Annotated in this window: 19 protein-coding genes and 1 tRNA gene; 12 read left to right on the top strand and 8 right to left on the bottom strand. The window is 64.9% G+C overall.

Annotated features, from left to right (window positions below; translation table 11 throughout):
• Positions 1–51: 51 nt before the first annotated feature.
• Positions 52–945: a PLAT/LH2 domain-containing protein gene (locus tag ACFWU5_RS06670; protein ID WP_379266364.1), complete on the top strand. Its 894-nt coding sequence runs from the start codon at positions 52–54 to the stop codon at positions 943–945.
• A gap of 300 nt (positions 946–1,245) precedes the next feature.
• Positions 1,246–1,389 carry a hypothetical protein gene (locus tag ACFWU5_RS06665; RefSeq protein WP_379266363.1) on the top strand — a complete coding sequence of 48 codons (144 nt, stop codon included), beginning with the start codon at positions 1,246–1,248 and terminating at the stop codon, positions 1,387–1,389.
• 91 nt (positions 1,390–1,480) lie between these two features.
• Here ACFWU5_RS06665 and ACFWU5_RS06660 read toward each other — a convergent pair whose 3' ends face one another.
• Together ACFWU5_RS06660 and ACFWU5_RS06655 are read right to left on the bottom strand one after the other, a co-directional pair.
• Positions 1,481–3,517 carry an ATP-binding protein gene (locus ACFWU5_RS06660; protein WP_379242921.1) on the bottom strand — a complete coding sequence of 679 codons (2,037 nt, stop codon included), beginning with the start codon at positions 3,515–3,517 and terminating at the stop codon, positions 1,481–1,483.
• Positions 3,518–3,572: 55 nt separating this feature from the next.
• Positions 3,573–4,940, bottom strand: a complete 1,368-nt coding sequence (locus ACFWU5_RS06655; RefSeq protein ID WP_379242923.1) for an FAD-dependent oxidoreductase — start codon at positions 4,938–4,940, stop codon at positions 3,573–3,575.
• Between the two features lie 219 nt (positions 4,941–5,159).
• Here ACFWU5_RS06655 and ACFWU5_RS06650 point away from each other — a divergent pair, with 219 nt between their 5' ends.
• Both ACFWU5_RS06650 and ACFWU5_RS06645 read left to right on the top strand, forming a co-directional pair.
• Positions 5,160–5,507, top strand: coding sequence for a GntR family transcriptional regulator (locus tag ACFWU5_RS06650; RefSeq protein WP_379242925.1), 348 nt, complete (start codon positions 5,160–5,162; stop codon positions 5,505–5,507).
• Entirely contained in the window at positions 5,507–5,977 is a 471-nt protein-coding gene (locus ACFWU5_RS06645) for a hypothetical protein (protein ID WP_379242927.1), read from the top strand. The genes ACFWU5_RS06650 and ACFWU5_RS06645 overlap by 1 nt, the downstream gene beginning before the upstream one ends.
• A 112-nt stretch (positions 5,978–6,089) precedes the next feature.
• Here ACFWU5_RS06645 and ACFWU5_RS06640 read toward each other — a convergent pair whose 3' ends face one another.
• Positions 6,090–7,211: an NADH:flavin oxidoreductase gene (locus tag ACFWU5_RS06640; protein ID WP_379242929.1), complete on the bottom strand. Its 1,122-nt coding sequence runs from the start codon at positions 7,209–7,211 to the stop codon at positions 6,090–6,092.
• A 104-nt stretch (positions 7,212–7,315) separates the two neighbouring features.
• Here ACFWU5_RS06640 and ACFWU5_RS06635 point away from each other — a divergent pair, with 104 nt between their 5' ends.
• Both ACFWU5_RS06635 and ACFWU5_RS06630 read left to right on the top strand, forming a co-directional pair.
• Positions 7,316–7,747 carry a MarR family winged helix-turn-helix transcriptional regulator gene (locus tag ACFWU5_RS06635; RefSeq protein WP_379242931.1) on the top strand — a complete coding sequence of 144 codons (432 nt, stop codon included), beginning with the start codon at positions 7,316–7,318 and terminating at the stop codon, positions 7,745–7,747.
• 80 nt (positions 7,748–7,827) lie between these two features.
• Positions 7,828–7,912: transfer RNA gene (locus tag ACFWU5_RS06630), tRNA-Leu, on the top strand.
• Positions 7,913–7,954: 42 nt separating this feature from the next.
• Here ACFWU5_RS06630 and ACFWU5_RS06625 read toward each other — a convergent pair.
• Entirely contained in the window at positions 7,955–8,299 is a 345-nt protein-coding gene (locus tag ACFWU5_RS06625) for a hypothetical protein (protein WP_379242932.1), read from the bottom strand.
• A 743-nt stretch (positions 8,300–9,042) separates the two neighbouring features.
• Between ACFWU5_RS06625 and ACFWU5_RS06620 the strand changes: the two genes are divergently transcribed.
• The 5 genes from ACFWU5_RS06620 (at position 9,043) to ACFWU5_RS06600 (ending at position 12,608) form a co-directional block, all read left to right on the top strand.
• Positions 9,043–9,351, top strand: a complete 309-nt coding sequence (locus tag ACFWU5_RS06620; RefSeq protein WP_379266534.1) for a WXG100 family type VII secretion target — start codon at positions 9,043–9,045, stop codon at positions 9,349–9,351.
• Positions 9,351–9,650 carry a WXG100 family type VII secretion target gene (locus ACFWU5_RS06615; protein ID WP_379242934.1) on the top strand — a complete coding sequence of 100 codons (300 nt, stop codon included), beginning with the start codon at positions 9,351–9,353 and terminating at the stop codon, positions 9,648–9,650. The genes ACFWU5_RS06620 and ACFWU5_RS06615 overlap by 1 nt, the downstream gene beginning before the upstream one ends.
• Before the next feature lie 124 nt (positions 9,651–9,774).
• The gene (locus ACFWU5_RS06610) at positions 9,775–10,950 is read left to right on the top strand and encodes a hypothetical protein (RefSeq protein ID WP_379266362.1); all 1,176 of its coding nucleotides are present in this window, start codon (positions 9,775–9,777) and stop codon (positions 10,948–10,950) included.
• Positions 10,951–10,985: 35 nt separating this feature from the next.
• Positions 10,986–11,366, top strand: coding sequence for a DUF6188 family protein (locus ACFWU5_RS06605; RefSeq protein ID WP_379242938.1), 381 nt, complete (start codon positions 10,986–10,988; stop codon positions 11,364–11,366).
• A 294-nt stretch (positions 11,367–11,660) separates the two neighbouring features.
• A complete protein-coding gene (locus ACFWU5_RS06600; protein WP_379266361.1) occupies positions 11,661–12,608 on the top strand; it encodes an ADP-ribosylglycohydrolase family protein in 948 nt (315 codons plus the stop codon).
• 81 nt (positions 12,609–12,689) lie between these two features.
• Here ACFWU5_RS06600 and ACFWU5_RS06595 read toward each other — a convergent pair whose 3' ends face one another.
• Positions 12,690–13,817 (bottom strand): flavin-containing monooxygenase, encoded by a 1,128-nt coding sequence (locus ACFWU5_RS06595; protein WP_379242942.1) that lies wholly within the window; start codon positions 13,815–13,817, stop codon positions 12,690–12,692.
• Between the two features lie 141 nt (positions 13,818–13,958).
• Here ACFWU5_RS06595 and ACFWU5_RS06590 point away from each other — a divergent pair, with 141 nt between their 5' ends.
• The gene (locus ACFWU5_RS06590) at positions 13,959–15,083 is read left to right on the top strand and encodes a helix-turn-helix transcriptional regulator (RefSeq protein ID WP_379266360.1); all 1,125 of its coding nucleotides are present in this window, start codon (positions 13,959–13,961) and stop codon (positions 15,081–15,083) included.
• A gap of 144 nt (positions 15,084–15,227) precedes the next feature.
• Here the strand turns inward: ACFWU5_RS06590 and ACFWU5_RS06585 are convergent, their stop codons facing one another.
• Genes ACFWU5_RS06585 through ACFWU5_RS06575 form a run of 3 tightly spaced genes read right to left on the bottom strand, consistent with a single transcriptional unit; the run spans position 15,228 to position 17,848 of the window.
• Positions 15,228–16,094: an alpha/beta fold hydrolase gene (locus tag ACFWU5_RS06585; protein ID WP_379242946.1), complete on the bottom strand. Its 867-nt coding sequence runs from the start codon at positions 16,092–16,094 to the stop codon at positions 15,228–15,230.
• 15 nt (positions 16,095–16,109) lie between these two features.
• A complete protein-coding gene (locus tag ACFWU5_RS06580) occupies positions 16,110–17,276 on the bottom strand; it encodes an MFS transporter (protein WP_379266359.1) in 1,167 nt (388 codons plus the stop codon).
• A complete protein-coding gene (locus ACFWU5_RS06575; protein ID WP_379266358.1) occupies positions 17,273–17,848 on the bottom strand; it encodes an NADPH-dependent FMN reductase in 576 nt (191 codons plus the stop codon). Before ACFWU5_RS06575 ends, ACFWU5_RS06580 begins: the two co-directional genes overlap by 4 nt.
• Positions 17,849–17,867 lie beyond the last annotated feature (19 nt).

Raw genomic sequence — 17,867 nt, 5'->3', positions numbered from 1 at the left:
GACGAGGGTTGACCGTGATTCACCGCAGCGCGTTCCACCGGGAGGTTCGGCATGGGTTACAACCTGACTGTTCAGACGGGAAATGTGTCAGGAGGGGGAACCGACGGCACAGTCAAGGTTCGCTTCAATCGCGACAATTATGGACTGACCGACTGGTTCACACTGGATCACGCAGGCAACGACTTCGAGGCCGGAAGCCGCGACACCTACCACATCGACGCGAGTGTCAACATACAGCCGGGGACCGCACTCGAAGTCGAGCTCGACCCCACGGGCCTGGGGTCGGACTGGCACCTGGAATGGATCACCGTCGTCGAAGACGGCACCAACAAGACCTGGCACATCGCCGCCAATACCTGGTTTCAGCGCAGCAAAGAGGTCACCACCACCAACACCGGTGGCGATCAGGCCACCCACGACGTGGCGGGGATTCTCAACCAACTCTTTCCGCTCACACCCGTCAACCCCGGCGACCAGCGAATCTATCTGTCCAGCTTCGACGGTCGAGCATGGAGCCCCTACCAGGCCTTGTCCGCCGTCACCGACAAACAGCCGACCCTGGCCGCGGTGGACACCACACTGTTCCTCGCTTGGAAGGGCCGCGGTGACCAGACCCTGTGGTGGACCAGCACCACCGATGGGCAGAACTGGCGCGAGGACCAGCAGCAACCGGAGGGATCGTCGTGGAGTCGGCCGTCTCTGGCGCCCAACCCCGCCAAGAACGGCGTCGTACAGATCGCACGCGGCGGCGATGGCAACACCACACTGTGGTCGTCCACTTTCGGCGACGGGGCTTGGCAGCCCAGCCGCAACCTCGGCATCGGGTCCTCCTCCGATGACGGCCCCACAGCGGCACAGCATCACGACGGGCTGTTCCTGGCGTGGCAGGGATCAGGAGGCGACCAGCAGATCTGGTGGTCTGCCTCGGCGGACGGCCTCACCTGACAGGAGCAACACAAGGTTCCCGACGCCACTTCGTCGGCGAGCCCGGCACTGTCCACCTTCAATGATCAGGTCCATCTGGCGTGGAAGAGCAGTTCCGACACCAAGATCTATTGGTCGATCTGCGATGGCAAGAATTGGAGCAAGCCGCTGTCGATCGCCAACGCGGCAACCCACGTCAGTCCCGCACTCGCCACCTACGACGGCCGGCTGTACCTGGCGTGGAAGGCGGCCGACGCCCCCGCGATCTGGTGGGCGTCCTATGACGGCAAAGCCTGGAGCAAGCCCGAACAGAACGCGAATGTGAATACCGGCGTCGGCCCCGCACTCGCGGCCTTCGACGGGAAGTTGTACATGGCCTGGACTCCGGTCCCGCCGCCGCCACCGGAACGGTCGTTCTTCGAGAAACTGGGTGACGCGGGCAGGGCGTTCGGCCCATTCCTCTGATCCTGAACAGGTCTCGGCCACTGATCCCGCGGCTCGAATTCTGAACGAAGAAGGCCCCGATCGTTTTGATCGGGGCCTTCTGTATGGCCGGTCAGCCGGTTCCGTAGAGCTCGGCATGCCACATCTTGGCGACTACTCGCTCGATCCCCTGGGTCAGGTGGCGCCGGTAGGTGGAGAACGGTAGCCCGAGTTGTTCGGCGGCCCGCTCCTGTGTCGGCGCCGGCCGCAGGTAGGTGCGGTCGAGAACGCGATAGAGCTTCTCGCCGCGCGAGTCCTCGCGCACCGACTCGACGATCGCGATGAGCAACTCACGCAGGGCGGCGCCGGTGTTCGGGCCCGCGTGATCAGCAACCACCTTCGACCGAAGCAGCGGATTTCGTTCGAGACCGCCGCCGCGGCCGAGCTCGCGCAACGCTGAGCGGACCGCGTCGGCGAACTCGGGCTGAGACAGCACCAGTAGCGGGTTGGGCAGTGCGAGTCGCGCGGGGACCGCGCCGATGACACGATCACTGGTCCGATCGAGCCACTCGGGAATGCCCACCCTCCGCCAGTCATGGGCGTACACCGCGTATCGACGGCCACCGACCTCGAATTCAGCCTCGTGCGCACGATGGAAATCGATATGGGACATGAAGGGCTCCCATGCCTGCGATGCCTCGAAAGCGCCGATGAAATCCCAGGTCAGATCCGGGCGGGACAACCAGAACTGCGTCGAGCAGGCCGTCACCACATTGATGGTCGATGACGGGAGTTGGTTCAGTTCCGCGTCGACGAGGAAGCGCCCCGCGTGCACCGGCTCGCCCGGTCGGGGCCCGCCATATCTGGTCGCGTAATCCCACATGGTGTGAGTGCCGGGGTCGGCGGCCAGCTCGGCCTCGGTCGCCTCGTGCAGGGCCAGCCGACAGAAATAGCCGATCGGCGCGCTGCCCGAAGCCCGGACCACGACGAACTGTTCGGGCTGGCGAGCCAACCAGAAGTCCACCAACTCGGCCTGCTCGGGGCCCTGATGCCGCTTCGTCATCGCCAGGATCGACTCCCGGTACTCGGCGCGGTACCGGTCGGGAAAGGCCCGACCGAAGCTCGACCAATCCCAATACGCCGAAATGGACGGGTTGTGGCGGTGCAGGAAGACCAGGTCGGCGACGGGCCAGCGCGCTTGCTGCGCGGTGGCGTCGAGCACCTCGATGAGGTGCGCGCGCACCCGTCGATGCACATCGAGGTAGGACTCAGGATCACGCCACCGCAGGTCGGCGTCGAGGACGTCGCGGGCGATCTCGTGCGGTGCCAGTCCGAGCGGCCCCGGTTCGATGATCGCCAGCCCGCGCAACCAGTCGAAGACATCGGCGCAATCGGATTCGCCGAGCGCGGCCCGCAGCAGCGCCTCGGTGGTGAACCGGACGTGCGCGCACACCTCGAGCGCGGCCCGATGACGCCGGCTCGGCACCGAATCGACGAACCGGGCGAGCAGCGCGCGGACCGCGTCGGGGGCCTGCACCAGCGCGGCGGGCAGTTCACCGGCGGTCTGCGCGAGCACGTCGACCAGCAACGACAACGCCAGCGGGTGGCCATGGGTGAGCGCCAGCAGCCGGTCGTGTTTGTCCGCGGGCACGGCGGCGACCCGCAGGTAGGCGCGGGCGTCGTCGGGTGCGAGGTTGCGCAACGAGATCGTCCGCAGCAGATCCCGCCAACCGGGGTCGTCTGACCACGCGCGGGCAGGTGGATGACGGCTGGCGATCACCACAACGACGTTCGTCGCCAGCGTGGGGAGCAAGGACTCGCGCAACCAATCCTCCAGTGGCGCAAGACGTTCGAAAGTGTCGATGAATACGACCGACGACGCGCTCGGCGACGGAGCCAACGCCGCGCGAAGCGCCGAGGGAGACGGCTCGACGGTGCGTCCGTCCACCCGTGTGGTCGCCGCGCCCGCGAGTTCGGCCAGCTCGACCATTTCCGCCAGCAGCGCGGACTTGCCGATCCCGCCCGGCCCGTGCAGGAACAGCACCGTGAACGGAGGTTCGTCCGCGTCCAGCGCCGCGCGGAACAATTCCACTTCGCCTGCCCGCCCGACGAACCGCCGCCGACGCGCTGATCGGAGCCGATCAGCCACGGTCATCGTGTCCTCGATCATGGCCTATATCTACCAGGTCCGATCATCGACGGGGCCCGCTCGCCGCAGCCGATTCTCACCGTGCGAACGCCGCCGGTCGCGCTGACGCCGTGTCCACCCGCTTGTGCATTCCGACCGACACCCGCGCCAGGGTGCCAGGGCGCAACAACCGCGCGGGATGGTCGAGCAGGGCCGAGACCCGCAGGAATCGCGCGGCGACGATCGGGTCGTGCCTGCCCACTTCCAGCAGCCGCCGGACATAGGCGTTGACCAGCCGGATCTGGAGTGTCCGGGTCCCTTCCACCAGGGGTTGGGTCAGGTCGGCGCCCACCGCGAGCCGCCAGGCGACATCCACCGCGGCGATCGCCTTGCGAAAGTACCGGCGTTCCACGTCGTCGCCGCCCGTGCGCAGGCACTCCCGCAACGCCATCACCTGCAGCGCGGCCGCCGACATGCCCTGTGCGTAGATGGGGTTGAAACCGCACAGCGCATCACCGGCGACGATCAGCGCGCGCGGCAGTCGGCGCGCCCGGTCGTAGCGGCGGCGACGGTTGGCGTCGTACCGGTAGGTCGCCACTGGGGACAGCGCCTGCGCGGCGCGCAATGCGTCGAGCACATGCGGTGGGGCGAACGCTGCCACGAACTCGACCAGTTCGTCGAAACTCGTGCCGGGGTGATGATCTCGATACCCGGTCGCGGTGAACAACCAGGTGCCGTCCTCGTTGGCGAGCAACGCCATCCCGATGGGCCGGTCGGGAGCAGGACCGATCAAGACCAGATTCTCCGGTTCGGTCCCCGGACGCAGCCGCAGCGACACACTCGAGTACCCGATGTGGACGGAAACCTCGTCCTCGGCGGGCATTTCGTAGCCGAGCTCGCTCAGCCAGGCCGGGGTCCGGGTACCTCGGCCCATGGCGTCCACAATGAGGTCGGCCGCGAGAACTTCCTCCGCGCTGCCCGCCGTGCGGGCGATGATCCTGACACCGGTGACCCGGTCGCGCGACTCGTTCGCGACTAGGCCGACCACATCGCGGCCGTCGGCGAACCGCAGTGCCGTCAGCGCCCGAACACGTTCGCGCACTCGGCCTTCCAGATGCGGCCTGGTCGGCAGATAGGTCCGCACACCGGGCTTCGCGTGCGCCGACAGACGGTTGCCCGCGATCGAGAAATAGAACCCGGTGTAGTCATCGATCACCTCGGTCCCGGCGGCCTCTAGCTCGTCGAGCAGCCCGGGAAACAGCTGCTCCAGCGCCTGTGATCCGCTGGGCAGCAACGCGTGCACGTGCTTGCCCTGCGGAACCCCGCGCCGTGTTTCGAACCCACCGTCGAGGCGATCTCGTTCCACCACGGTGACCCGGTCGTAGGAATCGGACAGCACTCGGGCGGCGAGCAGACCTGCCATGCTCGCACCGAGTACCACTGCGTGTTCACCTCTGCGAACCATCGCGCACCTCCTGCAGTCTCAGCGATGGTGCGAGCGTGCGACATTCAACTGCTCGGTTACCAGTCCATTTCGCTACCCAACTTCAACGGCCGAGCAGCTCGATGTCCCACATCGCGAGGTGTTGATGACGTGCCGACGGCCAACCTTGTTGTTGGGATCGGTCTCCAGACCCGAGCGCACGCCGAGCTAGAGCAGATTGGTGCTAGTCTTATTAGCACCATGTTGTGGCGCATCGATCAGAACTCAAAGGCAACGCTGCAAGACCAGATCGCAGCGTGCGTCCGCCGGGCGGTCAGCGCCGGCGAGTTGGCTGTCAACGAACAGCTACCGCCGGCGAAGGAGTTGGCTGCGGCATTGTCGGTCGACCGCAACACCGTCCTGGCCGCCTACCGGCATCTACGCGAGGAAGGGGTGGTGGACTTCCGGCGCGGACGTGGAGTTCGGGTGACCTCGACCGCCGCCAGTTCGGCGCCGGTCGAACAGGCCGCTCGACAACTGATCGAGGTCGCGCTGGCGCAGGGATACCGCAAAGCCGAGGTGCTCGGCTTGATCGAGGAGTTGATGTAATGCCCGAGTCGACGGTGTACACCTGCCGCGTCACCAACTGGCCGATGCTGTGGCTCGCTATTGCCGCCACAGTCCCGGTGTTGGCGATCGGCGCCTCGTCCAATGGGCCGTGGACTGGCGCCGCTGTCCCGGTCGCGGCCGGAGTCGTGCTCGTGATCGCCATGATCGCGACCGCGACCAGCCTGCGTGTGAGTACCGGCCCCACCGGTTTGACCGCCAGCTTCGGCGTCCTCGGTCTGCCTCGATTCGCCTATGCCGCAGCGACTATCGCCCACGTCGAGGTCATCGACATTCCCTGGTGGAGTCCGTGGAGTTGGGGGATGTTCTGGCTGCCGACGCGGGGCTGGCTACTGACATTGCGCAGTGGTCCCGCGCTGCGGTTGCGCCTGTCCGACGGCCGCGATGTCACCGTGTCGGTGACTGACCCCCAGAAGGCCATGTCGACGCTCGGCACTACCGCGACTCAGTGAAAGCCCATCTGCCGTGGCCAGAAAGGTCGGCATGCAGGCCGGAGCTCGGGTTGATGTTCGGATGGGCCGCAGTCGGACCTTTGGGATGCACCTCGATCGGAGCCTGAGGGGATCAGCTCAAGGTCTTCAACGCCGCCGCGTCGTAAGGCTTCAGCTCGTCGACCCGACCTGCGAGGACCTTGGCCGCCCACTCCGGATCCTGGAGCAGGGCGCGGCCGACCGCCACCATGTCGAACTCATCGCGTTCCATGCGATCGAGCAGGTTGTCGAGATTGCCCAGTTCGGCGCCCTGCCCGCGGAAGGCGTGGAGGAAGTCGCCGTCGAGGCCGACCGAGCCGACGGTGATGGTGGGCTTGCCCGTGAGTTTCTTGGTCCAACCGGCCAGGTTCAGGTCGGAGCCGTCGAATTCGGGCAGCCAGTAGCGGCGGGTGGAGGCGTGGAAGGCGTCGACGCCGGCAGTCACGAGCGGCGCGAGGATGGCCTCCAGTTCCTGCGGGGTCTGGGCCAGGCGCGCGTCGTAGGCTTCCTGCTTCCACTGGGAGTACCGGAAGATCACCGGGAAGTCGGGCGAGACGACCGCCCGCACCGCAGCCACGATCTCCGCGGCGAACCGCGTGCGGGCCACCGAGTCACCGCCGTACAGATCGTCGCGGCGGTTCGTGCGCTCCCACAGGAACTGGTCGAGGAGATAGCCGTGCGCGCCGTGCAGTTCGACGCCGTCGAAGCCGATGCGTTCAGCCGCCGCGGCAGCCTCGGCGAAAGCGCTGATCACGTCGTCCAGGTCACGCCGGGTCATCGCCTTGCCTGCACCCTCGGTGCCGTCGACGCGAATGCCGGAAGGGCCGACCGCGGGAGCATCGACGAACGGCGGTTCTCCCTGATTGCGGACCATGCCGATATGCCACAGCTGCGGCACGATCTTGCCTCCCGCGGCGTGCACGTCCTGCACGACCTTCGCCCATCCCGCGAGCTGCTCCGCACCGTGGAAACGCGGCACCCGGTCGCTCTGCCCGGCCGAATCGTGGCCGACGTACGTCCCCTCGGTGATGATCAGGCCGACACCGGCGGCGGCGCGACGGGCGTAATACGACCGCACATCGTCACCGGGAATGCCCTCCGGCGAGAACATGCGCGTCATCGGCGCCATCGCGATGCGGTTGGGCACGGTCAGGCCGTTCAGCATGACGGGCCGCGACAGGACCTGGGCCGTACGAGAGACGTCGGTGACGATCACTGGATACTCCTTGACAACATCGAAGGTTGAGAACTTCAAGCAATACCCCCACGCTAGAGGTAACTATTTGAGATAGTCAAGTTTCTGCGGCTAGGCTGGTCGGTATGGAAGAAGCACCCCACGTCGATACGGCCCAGCTCATGGAGCTGCTCTCGGTGTCACTGGGCGCCTACTACGGCGACTTCACCACCGCCGCGGCCAGCGAAAACCTCACCGCGAGCCAAGGCAAAACCCTGACCGTCCTACGCCGAGGCCCCGTCGCGATGCGCGCCCTGGCCCACACCCTGGCCTGTGACGCCTCCAACATCACCGGGATCATCAACCGCCTGGAAAAGCGCGACCTGGTCCGCCGCGAAACCAACCCCACCGACCGACGTGTCACAAATCTCGTCATCACAACCGAGGGTGAACGTGTGGTCGACGCCATTCGCGCGAAAATGCGTGTCACGCAGGACGGGCTGGACCGACTCAGCAACCAGGACCGGGACCGTCTGCGGGCGCTACTGGAGCAGGTTTTCGCTCCGCGACCCGTGTGACGTCACGAAGTAAAGCCGCAGGTCAGCTAGGCGATTTGGTTTACGACAGTGTGTCGGATAATCTTTTGGCACACCAACAAGTCCGGGTGGCGGAATGGCAGACGCGCTAGCTTGAGGTGCTAGTGTCCTTTAACGGACGTGGGGGTTCAAGTCCCCCTCCGGACACGTACAGAAGGCCCCGATCGTATAGATCGGGGCCTTCTTCGTTCAGAATTTGCTGTGGCCGGATCGAATACTCACGTCCACGCCCGACGTGCGAAGTCGGCGCGCGAGGATTTCCATCTCGACTCGTGTGCCCTCGAGCCCCGCCTCGCACAACTCCTCGGCCATGATCCGGGCCTGCACCAACGACAGCGACCTCGCGGAGCGCAATGCTCGCATCACCGTCACCAAAGACGCACCGCCAGTCTGGCTTTCGAGGACTGTCGGCCCATTCGCGGCCAGGATCGTGTCACGAAAGCCCGCGAGTGGCTGCTGGTAACCGCAGTCCGCCCACACGCACCCGCATTCCGAGCATTGGCCGTCTACGTCCCACCGGTGGTCTGCGCCCACCAGCGCCTCAGTGACGGTGGACTCTGAGGGCTTTCCGCACTCGATACACGGCATCGTGTGTGAGGCCGATTCGGTGATGGTCTCCATTGTCCTATCAGCTGATCCAGTACCGGCGAATGTCGCCACCATCGGTCCATGGTTCGACCGATTCCAGTGTGCCACAACAGGGTTCGATTACCCGCCGCGATCCGCGGTTGTTGTTGTCGCATGTGACCAGGATTCGGTCTATGCCGATAGATCAGGCAACAACGACACCGTGCTGAAGGATGGCGGTGCCGAGCCCGCGACGCGGTACTCCGGCAGACCCCCGTACCCGACGTGCCCATCTCGTAAGCGCAGTCTCTGGTTGAGGGCATGCCTGATCGAGTTTCCGCTTCGCGAAGCTTTCGCGTACGCCAGCGCCGACACCGCCTACCGGTGCTACGTCCACCTGCGCGACGGCTGGTACTACTGACTTCCGACCGGCATGGGCCAAGCCTGAGCCCTCACCGCCGACGAGGGCGAGCACCTCCGCACAGTCAGCGTCTTCGAGTACGACGACCACAACCCACGCGGCTGAGCGACCCAGCCCGCCCGATGTGCATGGCAACCGGAATCCGAGGCCTCAAACCGCACTGCGACGTTCAGGTCTGCCCCGAACGCAGATCGCCGCACCCCACGCTTGGACCACCGCCACAGCCAGCGAAAGCGCGAGTCTGTACTAGAATCGTGTCCATGAGCACCCTTGGGGGGACGGCCAGTCGCTGACGGTTGTTCCCGAAAAAGTCCGCGACGTAGGTACTTTCGTGTATGGCCTCGCTGATACACTACGCCAGGCTCTCGACATTGCATCTCGCGAGGTAGATGCGTGCGCTGGAGGGAGCTGGACCGGCGACTACGCTGAGTCGTTCGCGACCGCCTGGTCCGAGACTCGTTCGGGTGGTGTCGCCGTAATCAGTGCTCTCACAGAAATGGCAGAAAAACTAGGCGTGTCTGCCGATACGTATAGCCAGGCTGACCAATCGTTCAGTGCAGACCTCGGTGCATTCAGTCTAGATCTGCCGGGTCTGTGATGGGGTCGGAATTCTCGCTCGACCTCGACCATCTCGAAGACATTGTCGCCAAGGTGGCTGGACTGGCCAGCTTTGTCGCAGAGCACCTCGATGAGATCGACGACAGAGTTGCGACACTCGTCGGCACCGGGTGGGAAAGTGTCGCCGCGGATGCCTACCAAGTCGCACACCAGCAATGGGCAACTGGCGCACGGGAATTCGCGGAGGGCATTCGCGAGATGAGTGCGTCAGCTAAATCTGCTCACACTCAATATTCCGCAGCGATCGATACCAACCGGCGCATGCTTTCAGGTGAGTGAGTGAGCGATGTACGTCGATTGGGTATCTTATTATGCGGCTGGCAAGGAATGTCACGATCTAGCCACAGAATTGCGTGCAGCTGATAAACCCGTTCACGATTGTATGCGGTCCAAAGGTGCTGGCATGGCAGGAGACGCGCCCGGCTGCACCGAATGGGCAAGAGCATATGATGACCAAGCTCGTAAGGGTTTGCAGGCGTGTACGAACTTGGCCGATGCGCTGACAAACTTCGGCAATATCCTGTTTGCATCCGGCTATAATTATGGGATCAGCAACAACAGCGACCCTGCACCACCACGCCCGACGATCGTTTCGATGACGGAGTACAAGGTCGACCTCCCGTCGGCTACGACGGCAATCTCCGGAAACGGCGTCCACCGTAATGATGACGGCGGAGAATTCTTCGACCGGTTCATGGAGAACATCACTAACGAATTCAAGAAGCTGCCCAATGCTGATGTTGATGCACTTGGTGAGGTTTCCGCGACGTGGAGTGCGTTCGCGAACAGCGAAGCGTTAGCGGGTCTGAAATCCCGTGTTGAGGCTATCTCGCAGCGATTCGACAACCTCGATGCAGTCGAAAACCGAGCCCTGATACAGCAACATCTCAACACGATTGGGACGTCGGCTGATACGATGACGTTGGCTGCCAGCAATATCGCAGCGCCGTTGGGAGAATTCAAAACTAGCATCGTCGATGCCAACCAAGCTGTGCGTAGCGCTATCATTTCGTTTGAGTGGGCAGTCGCGCTATCTGTCGGCGTCGCTGTGGTTGGAGCGCTCTTCTCTCTGGGTGGATCCGTAGCGGTCGGCGCAGGCACCGCCGCTCTGGCCGCCACTCAGGCGACATCCGCGATCCGAACTGCGTTGAACGCCCAGAAACTTCTGAGAATTCTCGGATTCTCGGCCGCATTCGGTAGCGCGGTCGGCGCAATCACTGCTTTTGACGGGGTGCCCGACACCGGCGCAGTAATTACGTCGCTCGCAACTATCATCACAACAAAAGTACTCCTACTCGAAGTCTCCGATGATATCAATGGCGGTGCGGGCGCCTTCACGGTCGGCTCGCTGACCACCAGTGTCGGGAAGTTGGCAAAGGAATACGATGTAACTGAACGTGAAATCAGAGAGGCAATTCACAAGGTGAAAGCAGGTGGGGCGTGGCGCGGCAACGGCGCAGCTAAGAATCCCGACGTGGTGATCGACACCAAGACCGGTGAGGCGTATCCGAAAAATGCCGATGGTACGGTTTCAGAGGATAGCATCGGAAATATCACAGACTTCTTGCCCGAAGAATGATCAGCCATGCATTTCCGATATCGAAGGATTCTATATTGACTGAACTCGAGGACCGCTGGATACTGCCGCTTCGCGGCCAGGCGGTCATGTCGACCACGTGGCGAGACAATGCTATTGAACTGACTACCAACGAAGGTAGTGTTATTACCGTGGGTATCACTGCACTACTTTCACCTGGGCACGCAACCAAGAACGATCCTGACCGTAGGCCATTGATCACGTGGGATCGCTCTGTGGTGGAAGAGATGGTCTGCGCTCGTATCATTTCCTCGGTCGGATTCAAGTCCGGGACGCTCCGGGTAAAATTTGAGAATGGCTGGACGTTGCTCGCTCGGAGGGATGATGCAGTTGCCACTGCCAAGTTCGGCGATGGCAGGTCCTGGCGTCAAACGCCTTCCGGGGGGGTGCTGGATTAATCAATCGACAGCGCGCTCGGTGCTTGTCGCCAACTGTTCGCCACCATCGTCTCGCTCGCACGCGCATCAGCAACGCGCACGCGCGCAACAGGTCCGACTCGGCGGGGCCGGTGTGACGGATTCCCTTGGGGGAAGAGCGTCCGGATCGGCCAGGCGATCGGCGATGATCCGGACGGTCGCGGTGAACTTGATCTTGCCGGGATCGATACCCGGCACAATGGCGCGATTCGTCTGCTCGGTTACGGTCCGATGCGACACAGACGACGTACCCACACCGGAAAGGCTCTCGACATCGTGAGATGGAAGTGGCGTTCGGCCCCCGCCATCGATCGCGTCGCACTGATGCTCGATTCGCTCGACGGGTTGTCGGTCGGCGACGCGCTGGGCGCGCAGTTCTTCATTATGGGACGATCGCTGTCCGGCCTTCGTGCGGGTAATCCCCCACTGGGACAGTGGGATTGGACCGATGACACCGAGATGGCCTGCAGCGTGGTCGCCGAACTGCAACGGCGCCAACAGATCGACCAGGATCGACTGGCCGCGGGCTTCGCGCGCCGGTTCTCACCAGAACGCGACTACGGACACGCGACGGTCACCACGCTTCGGCGAATCCGCGACGGCAAACCGTGGAGGGAAACCGCGAGCGCGGCATTCGAGGGCCAGGGTTCCTGCGGCAACGGTGCCGCCATGCGGGTCGCCCCGCTGGGCGCGTACTACGCCGACGATCCAAAACGGGCCGTCGCCGAAGCGATCCGATCGGCACAAGTCACCCACATGAACCCCGAAGGCGTGACCGGTGCCGTCGCGGTCGCGGTCGCCGCAGCACAGGCCGCTCATGCCCGCAGCGCCCAAACCCCGACCGCCCCAACGGAATTCCTCAGCTGCGTCCTAGACCGTCTCGAACCTGGTGAGACAACACAAGGAATCCGTCGCGCTCGCACCTTGCTCGGCACAACTATCGCCGAGGCCGCACACGAGTTGGGCAACGGATCCAGGGTGAAAGCGCAGGACACTGTACCGTTCGCATTGTGGGCCGCCGCAACACATCTCGACAACTACCCGGCAGCCATCGCCGCGTGCATCGAAGCAGACGGCGATATCGACACCACCTGCGCGATCACCGGCGGCATCGTCGCGTCCTACACCGGCACCACTACCGAAAACGGCGTACCCCAGAAGTGGCTGTCGGCCCGCGAACCGCTACCGTCCTGGCTCACCATGATCGACCGCTCACGCCGCTGACCTCGAGTCCGACAGGATCGGGCTCGTCGAGCCGGTCGAGATCGCGACGCAGTCGCGGAAATGCCCACTCAGCGAACACCTTTACCGCAGTTCCCGCGCGATCGCCTCGGCCGCGCGGGACGCCTGTTTGGCCGCGAAGCCGATCTGCGACGGCCTGGGCACGAACCCGATGAAACGCAGACCCTCAGCCGCCGGCTTCTCACCGGTGACATGCGGTCGGCCTCGGTCGTCCAGCACGCCGAGATGACCGACGAGCTTGTCGAGTTCGCGGCGAAACCCCGTCGCGCAGACCATCGCGTCCGGGACGATCCGCGCACCATCCGCCAGTCGCACACCGTCCGCATCGAACGACTCGACCCCCGGAACCACCTCGATGGACCTGTCTCGGATCGCGGCAATGACGTCGAGGTCGACGATCGCCGGCGCCACGCCGAGCCGAGCGCTGCGGGCGAATATGCCCTCGTCGGGGATCGGTAGACCGAACTCACGCAGGTCGCCGATGGTCCGCTTACGGCCGAACCGGGCGATGGCGTCCGCGATCCGGACCGGGGCGTGGTAGAGCGGCGTGGCGATGAAGTCCCCCGCGAGGCCACCGGGGCCCTGGCGGAGCATGATGTTGGGCGGCGTGCGCGCCGAAAGCCAGACCTTCGCCGCGCCTCCGGTGGCGAGATCGTAGGCGATTTCCATTCCTGAGCAGCCCGCTCCCACCACGAGCACACGTTTCCCGTTGTACCGCACCGGGTTCCGGTACTGCGAGGAATGAATCAGCGCACCCTTCCAGTCAAGGCGTCCGGGCCAGTCGGGGATGAAGGGCTCGTGATCGAAGCCGGTCGCAATCACCACCTCGGTGGCGTCGATCGCACCGGTCGAGGTGGTCAGGCGCCAGTGCCCGTCCGTGCGGTCGAGCCGTTCTACGAGGCAGCCCAAGCGTAGCTCGATCCCGGCCGCGTGTGCGTGCCGCTCGAGATGCTCGATCACCTGGTCGCGTGTGGGAAAGGTCGGAGTGCCTTCGGGGTAGGCGCGGTTGGGCAGGTGCGAGAACTGCTTGCCGGTGTTCAGTCGCAGCCGTTCATACCGACTGTGCCAGGAAGAACCGACGCGATCCGCTCCGTCGATCACCAACGGCTCGAGGCCACGGTCTGCCAGCGCCACCGCGGCCGAGACGCCGGAGGTGCCGGCGCCGACGATGGCGACTTGATACCGGCTCATCGTGTCCTCCTAGAATGTCGGCTTGAACCGGGCAGCTCGCGCGGTCAACGTCATGACACCAGCATCGTCGCGGTTGCCCCTGCGTCCTATCCCAGAATTCTGGGGTAGGCGGCCCGTAACCTGCTGCGATACGCTTCGGACATGTCGCAGAGCAAGCTGCCACGCGTCCGCGATCACATCGCGCGGGCCGCCGCCGAGCAGCTGGACTGGGTGAGCTACAGCGCGCGAGTCAGCGACGCCCTGCGCACGGTGATCCCGCATGAGCGCTGCTGCTGGCACACCGTCGATCCGGGCACCATCCTGTTCACCGGCAGCGTCAACTACAACATCGGGTGCTCTGGATCCTGGTTGGCGCGCTACGAGTACGAGGTCGAGGACGTCAACAAGTGGTCGATTCTTGCCCACAGTGGCCGTTTGGCGGGGGCGCTGAGCCTGGACACCGACGGCGATATGTCCCGCAGTGCGCGGCACCGTTCGCAGGAGGCGTACGGGGTCGGTGACGAGCTGCGCGTCTCGCTGGTCTCGGACGGGATCTATTGGGGCGCAGCGGCATTCCTGCGCAATGCGGACGAGCCGTGCTACACCGCCGAGCACGTCGCCGCGATCGCCGCACTGGCGCCCGCGCTGGCGACCGGTCTGCGGCAGTCGATGCTGCACGAGGTCCAGGCCGCTGTGACGAGCCTGGACTACGGCCCTGGTCTGGTGATCTTCGATGCCGCGGGCAACCCGGAATCGGTGTCACCCGCCGCACAACGGTGGATCGACGAAATTGTCGAGGTCCCGGCGCCGTCGACGCCGTACGAGTCCAAGGTTGTGCAGGCCATCGCGGCCAGGGCGCGCGCGATCGCACCGGGCACCGATCCGCTCGAGCTTGCCGCGCGCTCGCGGGTCCGCACCCGATCCGGGGCTTGGCTATTGCTTTACGGGACAAGCCTTTCCGGCGCCGAGCACGGACGCACCGCCGTCATCATCCAGCCCGCGACACCACACGAAGTCGCGCCCGTCATCGCGATGGCCTACGGCCTGTCACCACGCGAATGCCATCTCACCACGCTGTGCATTCAAGGGCGCTCAACCAAGGAGATGGCGCACGCGATGTCGTTGTCGGCCTTCACAATTCAAGACCACATGAAGTCGATCTTCGACAAGACCGGGGTGCGCAGCCGCGGGGAACTGGTGGGGCAGATATTTCTCGAGCACTACGCGCCACGTTGGGAACCTGCGGCCTCCCCACCCTCGGGATGGTTCGCAACGGGCATCAGCTGAGTTCACGATGGTCGACCTCGGCTGACCCGGAGTCCGTCGAGCCGCAATCGCCTCGGGAAATCGCGCCCGAGTTCGGGTCGGTGTCGGCGCACTGAGTCGGTCGGCTGCCGCCTCGGCGAGAGTGCGAGGCGGCAGCCGATGTGTTCAGTTCAGGACCCGGCCGAGGAAGTCGCGGATCAGCGCGGCGATCTCGGGACCGTGTGTCTCCAAGGCGAAATGGCCGGCGTCGAGCAGGTGCAGTTCGGCGTCGGGTAGGTCACCCAGGAAGGCGCGGGCGCCGTCGGCACCGAAGATTTCGTCGTGTTCGCCCCAGGTGATCAGCGTCGGGGGGCGGTGTTCGGCGAAGTACTTCTGAAAACCGGGGTATCCGTCGAGGTTGTTCTTGTAGTCGAAGAACAGCTGCAGCTGGATCTCCTTGTTTCCGGGACGATCCAGGTAGGCCTGGTCCAGCGTCCACGTGTCGGGGCTGACCAGCGCCAGCCGGTCGGCCGGAACACCGTGCGTGTATTGCCATTTCGTGGCGTCGAGCTCGAGTAGCTTGCGGACTGCGGGTTCGTGGGTGACGCGATCGCCTGCGTGCGCGAACAGCACCTCCCAGAACGGAGTGAAGCCTTCCATGTAGGCGTTGCCGCTCTGGGTGATGATCGCGGTGATCCGTTCGGGGTGACGCGAGGCGATGCGCAGGCCGATGGGGGCGCCGTAGTCCTGGATGTAGATCGCGAACCGGTCGATGCCGAGGGTGTCGAGCAGTTCGAGGGTGATGTCGGTGAGCGAGTCGAAGGTGTAATCGAATTCGTCGACGCCCGGCGCGGCCGACTGGCCGAAGCCCAGGTGGTCGGGTGCGATCACGTGGTAGTCGTCGGCGAGGGCGGGGATCAGGTTGCGGAACATGGCCGAACTGGTCGGAAAGCCGTGCAGCAGAAGGACAGTGGGCTTGCTCGGGTCTCCCGCTTCTCGGTAGAAGATGGTCTGTCCCTGGATCTGGACGGTGTGGTGGCGGGTCTGGCTCATGATGGATCTCTCTTTCTAGACAGTCACCGGCTCGCGGTGGCGAACCGGGGTGATCAACAGGGCGGCGGCGATGGTGAACATCGCGCCGAGGGCGAAATAGCCGCGGTAGCTGTCGGTGAGGGCATGCACGACGGTGGCCACGCCGAGGCCGGCGGCGGCCGCGAGCTGGTGGGTCACCCAGGCGGGGGCCAGCGTGCGGCCCATTCGGGCGGGGTCGAGGCCTCGCGACAGGATCGCCATGGTGAGCGGGATGACCGGAAACGAAGCGATGCCGAACAGCACTGCCACCACGACCAAGACCTGCGGTCCTGGCACGAACATCGCGGCCAGCAGCGCCACCAGGCGCACCGAATACAGTGCTCGCAGTAGGGTTTCCGGTGAATGCTGCCGCAGCAGGCGCACCATCGCCGCCGAGGTCACCCCCGCCGCCAACGCCGCGAGCGCGACGAGCCTGCCGGCGCCGGTGACCGTCCAGCCCTGCTCCACCGCGTGTTTGGGCAGCATCAAGACCACCGCGTACAGGGTCGCCGCGTGTAACCCCAAGCCCACCAGCACTTTCCACTGATCGGCCAGCGACTGAGCCGCACCCGCGCTGGTAGCAACGCGCTGGTCGGCAGGCAGCACCACCGCGAGCACTGCGGTCACGGCCAGACCGATCGCACCCAATATCGCGAAGGTGCCGCGCACCCCGACCGGACCGAACAGCGTGGTGGCCAACCAGGGTGCGATCAGCTGTCCGACATTGATGCCGATGGCCGCTCGCGCCATGGCGGGCCCGGCGTTGCTGCCGTGGGCACGACCCAGCAGCGTGGTCACGGTCAGCGTCGCCGAGGACGCGAACCCCAGTCCGCCCAACACCATGTAGGCGGCCACGAACTGCCAGGTCCGCGTGACATCGGCCAGCACGAGATAGCTGCTCGAGATCAGCGTGAGCCCGCCGATCAGCACGAGCTTGGGCCCGAACCGATCGAGCAGGCTGCCGATGCCGTGCTGGGCCAGGCCGGTGATCGCGGTGCCCGCGGCAGCGGCGACAGCCAGCGCGGTGGCGGAGATGCCGTATTCGGCGACGGTCGGAGCGAAGAACACGCCCATCGTGAAATTCAGGCCGAACGACACGGTCATGGCCGCCAGGCCGGCCCAGGCGAGATGCTCACGCGGCATCCCTGTCATGCCGCCGTTCACGACTGCCCCTGTGCGCGTTCGATTTTCACGCTCAGCACCGCGAGTAGATCCTCGAGCAGCTCAATGGTGGCCTCGTCGACGAGGTTGCCCGCGTCGTCGAAACGTTCGTGCGAGCGGAAGGCGATGACCTCCGGCTTCGCCACGACGTCGCTGTTGGTCCAGACGAAAACCTGCCGCAACGCGAGTTGCGCACGGACCGAACCGAATTGGGTCGGCGCGGCACCCAGGATCGCGATCGGCTTACGCAGCAGCGGCAGCCCTTCGATCTTGGTCCAGTCGGTGCTCACCCAGTCCAGGGCGTTCTCGAGCACGCCGGGGATCGAGTAGTTGTACTCGGGCGTTGCGATCAGCAGCCCGTCGGCGGCGGTGATGCGGCGGCGCAGGTCGGCCACCGCCCCTGGCCGCCGGTCCGGAGTGTCGAAATCCCTGTCGTAGGGCGGGATCTCGCGCAGGCCGTCATAGATCTCGATATCGAGCCCGCCGCTGTACTTCTGGGCGGCGCGCAGCAGGGCGGTGTTGTGCGAGTCGGCGCGCAAGCTGCCGGACAGGGCAAGGACGGTGTGGTTGCTCATCGAACTTCTTCCGGGGAAG

Source organism: Nocardia sp. NPDC058640 (assembly GCF_042716995.1).
Lineage (GTDB): Bacteria > Actinomycetota > Actinomycetes > Mycobacteriales > Mycobacteriaceae > Nocardia.
The sequence above is the reverse complement of the archived record's forward strand: the minus strand, read 5'-3'. Positions and strand labels throughout refer to the sequence as shown.